We start from the raw sequence: 3606 nt of genomic DNA on the forward strand, positions 1-3606 counted from the left end.
CCCGTCCGCCGCTAGACTCCGAAGAGTCTCGCTCGACTTGCATGTATTAGGCACGCCGCCAGCGTTCGTCCTGAGCCAGGATCAAACTCTCCAAGAAAGTTGATTAGCTCAATTTGTTACGTTGGCTCATGTTCTTCATATTAATAGAAGAAACACGATTAATATTGTTTGTTTGCACGATTTTGTTTGTTTAGTTTTCAAAGAACAAGCTTGTTACCTCGTTTTGAAGCAACTTTTTAAGTTTATCATTCCATCGAATCGATGTCAACATTTTTTTATCAATGTTGTCATCACCAACAAGTTGTTAACTTGTCATCAACGACTGCTTTAATATAATACCACCCCGCCTATGTCCCGTCAACAAAAAACTAATTTTTTTCCACCATTCCGACTTTCTTCTATATATAGAAAAGCCAGCCCTATTACTAGAGCCAGCCCCCTCTTACTTTGTAATCTTAATTATTCCTTCTTGCTTCAATTCTACTTGACCTTGTTTATTCAGCACAACTTTTTCACCTTCGGCTAAGTTCGTGAAAACAATTGGAGTAATTGTAGATGTTGCGTGTTCTTTAATGTAATTTAAATCAACTTTTAATAACGGTTGCCCCTGTTCAATGATGTCATCTTCAGCAACTAACGTCTCAAAACCTTGACCTTTTAAATTAACTGTGTCAATACCAACATGAATCAGGATTTCACGCCCTGTATCGGATAAGATACCAATCGCATGTTTAGTTGGGAATAGGTTTACGATTTTTCCATTTACCGGTGAAACAACTGTTCCTTCAGCTGGTACAATCGCAAAGCCATCGCCCATCATTTTACCAGCAAACACCTGATCAGGCACTTCAGTAATCGGCTTTATTTCACCTTTAAGCGGCGCTGCAAACACTTCACTCTCACGCGCTTTTTGAATTGCATCTGAATTCACATTACTTTGTTCCGGACTTTTTTCCGCTGTATCAACAGAAGTTGTACGAGGTCTCTTACCAGACATAATATCTTTCATCTGACCCTTAATTGTTTCAGAACGTGGTCCGAAAATTGCTTGAATGTTATTTCCTACTTCTAGGACACCCGCCGCACCAAGTTTTTTCAATTCAGCTTTGTCCACATTTTTAATATCATTAACAGATACACGAAGACGTGTAATACATGCATCTAAATGAGCAATATTATCTTTTCCACCCATAGCATCTAAAATATTAGTTGCTAAATCACCTGAACCTGATTTTCCTGATGGTGCTTGGTCTTCTTCTTCCTCTAGTTCACGACCCGGAGTTTTTAAATTAAACTTGCGAATCGCAAAACGGAAACCAAAGTAATAGATAACCGCAAAGACAAGACCTACCGGAATAACGATCCAAGCATTTGTTTGTGGGTTGATTAATCCGAACAGGATATAGTCAATCAATCCACCTGAGAAGGTCATCCCGATTTTTACATTTAACAAGTGCATAGTCATGAATGATAATCCAGCAAAGATTGCGTGGATACCAAATAATACTGGTGCAACGAATAAGAATGAGAATTCAATTGGTTCTGTAATACCAGTAAGGAAAGAAGTTAACGCTGCAGAAGCCATTAATCCTCCTACAAACACTTTCTTTTCTGGTCGAGCTTCATGGTAAATCGCTAGCGCAGCAGCTGGAAGTCCAAACATCATGAACGGGTACTTACCTGTTGTGAATGTACCTGCAGTTAAATTTTGGACACCATCTTTAATTTGTTCCATGAAAATACGTTGGTCACCACGTACAAGATCACCAGCAGCGTTTGTATAGCTTCCAAATTCATACCAGAATGGGGCATAGAAAATATGATGCAATCCAAATGGTATTAATGAACGTTCAATTACCCCAAAGATAAAGGCAGCAATCGTTCTGTTCGCATCAACCATGTTCGTAGAGAATGCATTCAAGCCTGATTGAATTGGAGGCCAGATAAGAATCATTAGCAATCCTAAAAGAACAGTACTTGCAGCAGTTACAATCGGAACGAAACGCTTACCAGCAAAGAATCCTAGATATGATGGCAATTCAATTTCGAAGAATTTATTATACATATAAGCAGCAATTAGACCGACGATGATACCTCCGAAAACACCCGTTTGCAGTGTTGGTATACCTAATACAGAAGCATAGCTTTGAGGATGCTTAGCTAGTGCATCTGCATCAATTCCCAAGGCAGTTCCCATTGTCGCGTTCATAATGAGGAATCCAACAATTGCAGCAAGACCTGCTACACCTTCTCCTCCAGCTAGCCCAATCGCAACCCCAACCGCAAATAATAATGACAAGTTTCCGAATATGACACTACCTGCCTGTTCCATAATCTTCGCAACCATCGCAATCCCGCTATTATCTAAGAATGGGGCGAGGTCAATTAGTGTTGGGTTTTGAAGTGCATTACCAATTGCTAGTAAGATCCCGGCAGCTGGCAGAATTGCAACTGGTAACATCAATGCTTTACCGACCTTCTGTAAAACACCAAAAGCATTTTTAAACATAAGGATACCTCCTAAATTTTTTATACAGCTCATAAAGCGGTTACAATCTAGAGAATTGACGACAAAAAAGGCATGAGTAAAGATCCAATTGAATAAAGCTATGGGTATAGATTACCCCAATAACTTAGGTTCAATTAAACTTTTTACTCATGCCTGATCGAATCAGTAACACGTAAAACGAATAAGTGCTATTTATATTTTTTTTGAAGTCGTTGTAAATGCATTGTTAGATATACTGCTTCTGCATCAAAGACTTTTAATTTTAAGGATTGTTGCATCACTTTTATGAGCTTCCATGAGAGATTATAGCATATCGGATATTCATCTTTCAATAGGGAAGATATTTTTTCTGGTTCATCCACTTTTTCACCGTTCACAACTCGTTCAATCGCAAAACGGAGATGGCGGACAAGTCTCATATAGTCGATACCTTCTTTGTCTATCTCTATCTCCAACTGTTCTTCAACCATATCAACCAGTCTGCTGACGAGCTGGGAATGTTGGTTTACATCAGAAAGGTCTTTATTGGTTATTGCACTGTGAATATGCAAGGCGATAAAGCCAACTTCACCGATTGGAAAGCTAATCCCAGTGTTATCCTTAATAAGTTGGACAACTTCTTTCGCCACTTCATATTCATGACGATAAAGCGCCTTCGTCTCTACTAAAAAAGGATTTTTCATCTCCATCCCTTGGGAGGCCCTCGTTAAGGCAAACATTAGATGGTCTGTTAGGGCAACATGAATATGTTCATTTAGCATTGAATTCGTTCGTTGTTTAATTAACTCAATTGATGCTATGATAACCTCTAAAAATTCGTTATCAATAAAAGGGAGCAATTTAATATAATTTTGCTGCTCCTTTTCATTTTTTAAGACAAAGAGTTTTTCAGCAGAGTCTTTTTCAATTAAATCACCGTGTTTACGATTAAAGCCGATCCCTTTGCCAATCAAAACTACTTCACCATAGGAAGGGTGTTCAGCAATCAATACATTATTATTTAAAACTTTTTCAATCGTCAGCTGTGCCATACCCTTTTCCCCATTTCTCCCATTTTACCTTATTAATTACAGAATAAAAGAGAGAAAACAGGAAGT

The 3606-nt window shown here is 38.5% G+C and carries 2 protein-coding genes and 1 rRNA gene; all 3 read right to left on the reverse strand.

Annotated elements, in window-relative coordinates:
- A 16S ribosomal RNA gene (locus V7659_RS23800) occupies positions 1-97 on the reverse strand; the annotation flags it as partial.
- Positions 98-442: 345 nt separating this feature from the next.
- Positions 443-2509, reverse strand: a complete 2067-nt coding sequence (gene ptsG, locus V7659_RS23805) for a glucose-specific PTS transporter subunit IIBC (RefSeq protein WP_335542631.1) — start codon at positions 2507-2509, stop codon at positions 443-445.
- Positions 2510-2697: 188 nt separating this feature from the next.
- Positions 2698-3540: a glucose PTS transporter transcription antiterminator GlcT gene (gene glcT, locus V7659_RS23810; protein WP_335542632.1), complete on the reverse strand. Its 843-nt coding sequence runs from the start codon at positions 3538-3540 to the stop codon at positions 2698-2700.
- Between the last annotated feature and the right edge of the window lie 66 nt (positions 3541-3606).

This window comes from Neobacillus drentensis, assembly GCF_036966985.1.
GTDB classification, from domain to species: domain Bacteria; phylum Bacillota; class Bacilli; order Bacillales; family Cytobacillaceae; genus Neobacillus; species Neobacillus drentensis_E.

What these genes read in the sequence shown, in the direction of transcription:
- ptsG (WP_335542631.1), bottom strand. Translation starts at nt 2,509, where the DNA reads ATGTTTAAAAATGCTTTTGGTGTTTTACAGAAGGTCGGTAAAGCATTG.
- glcT (WP_335542632.1), bottom strand. Translation starts at nt 3,540, where the DNA reads ATGGCACAGCTGACGATTGAAAAAGTTTTAAATAATAATGTATTGATT.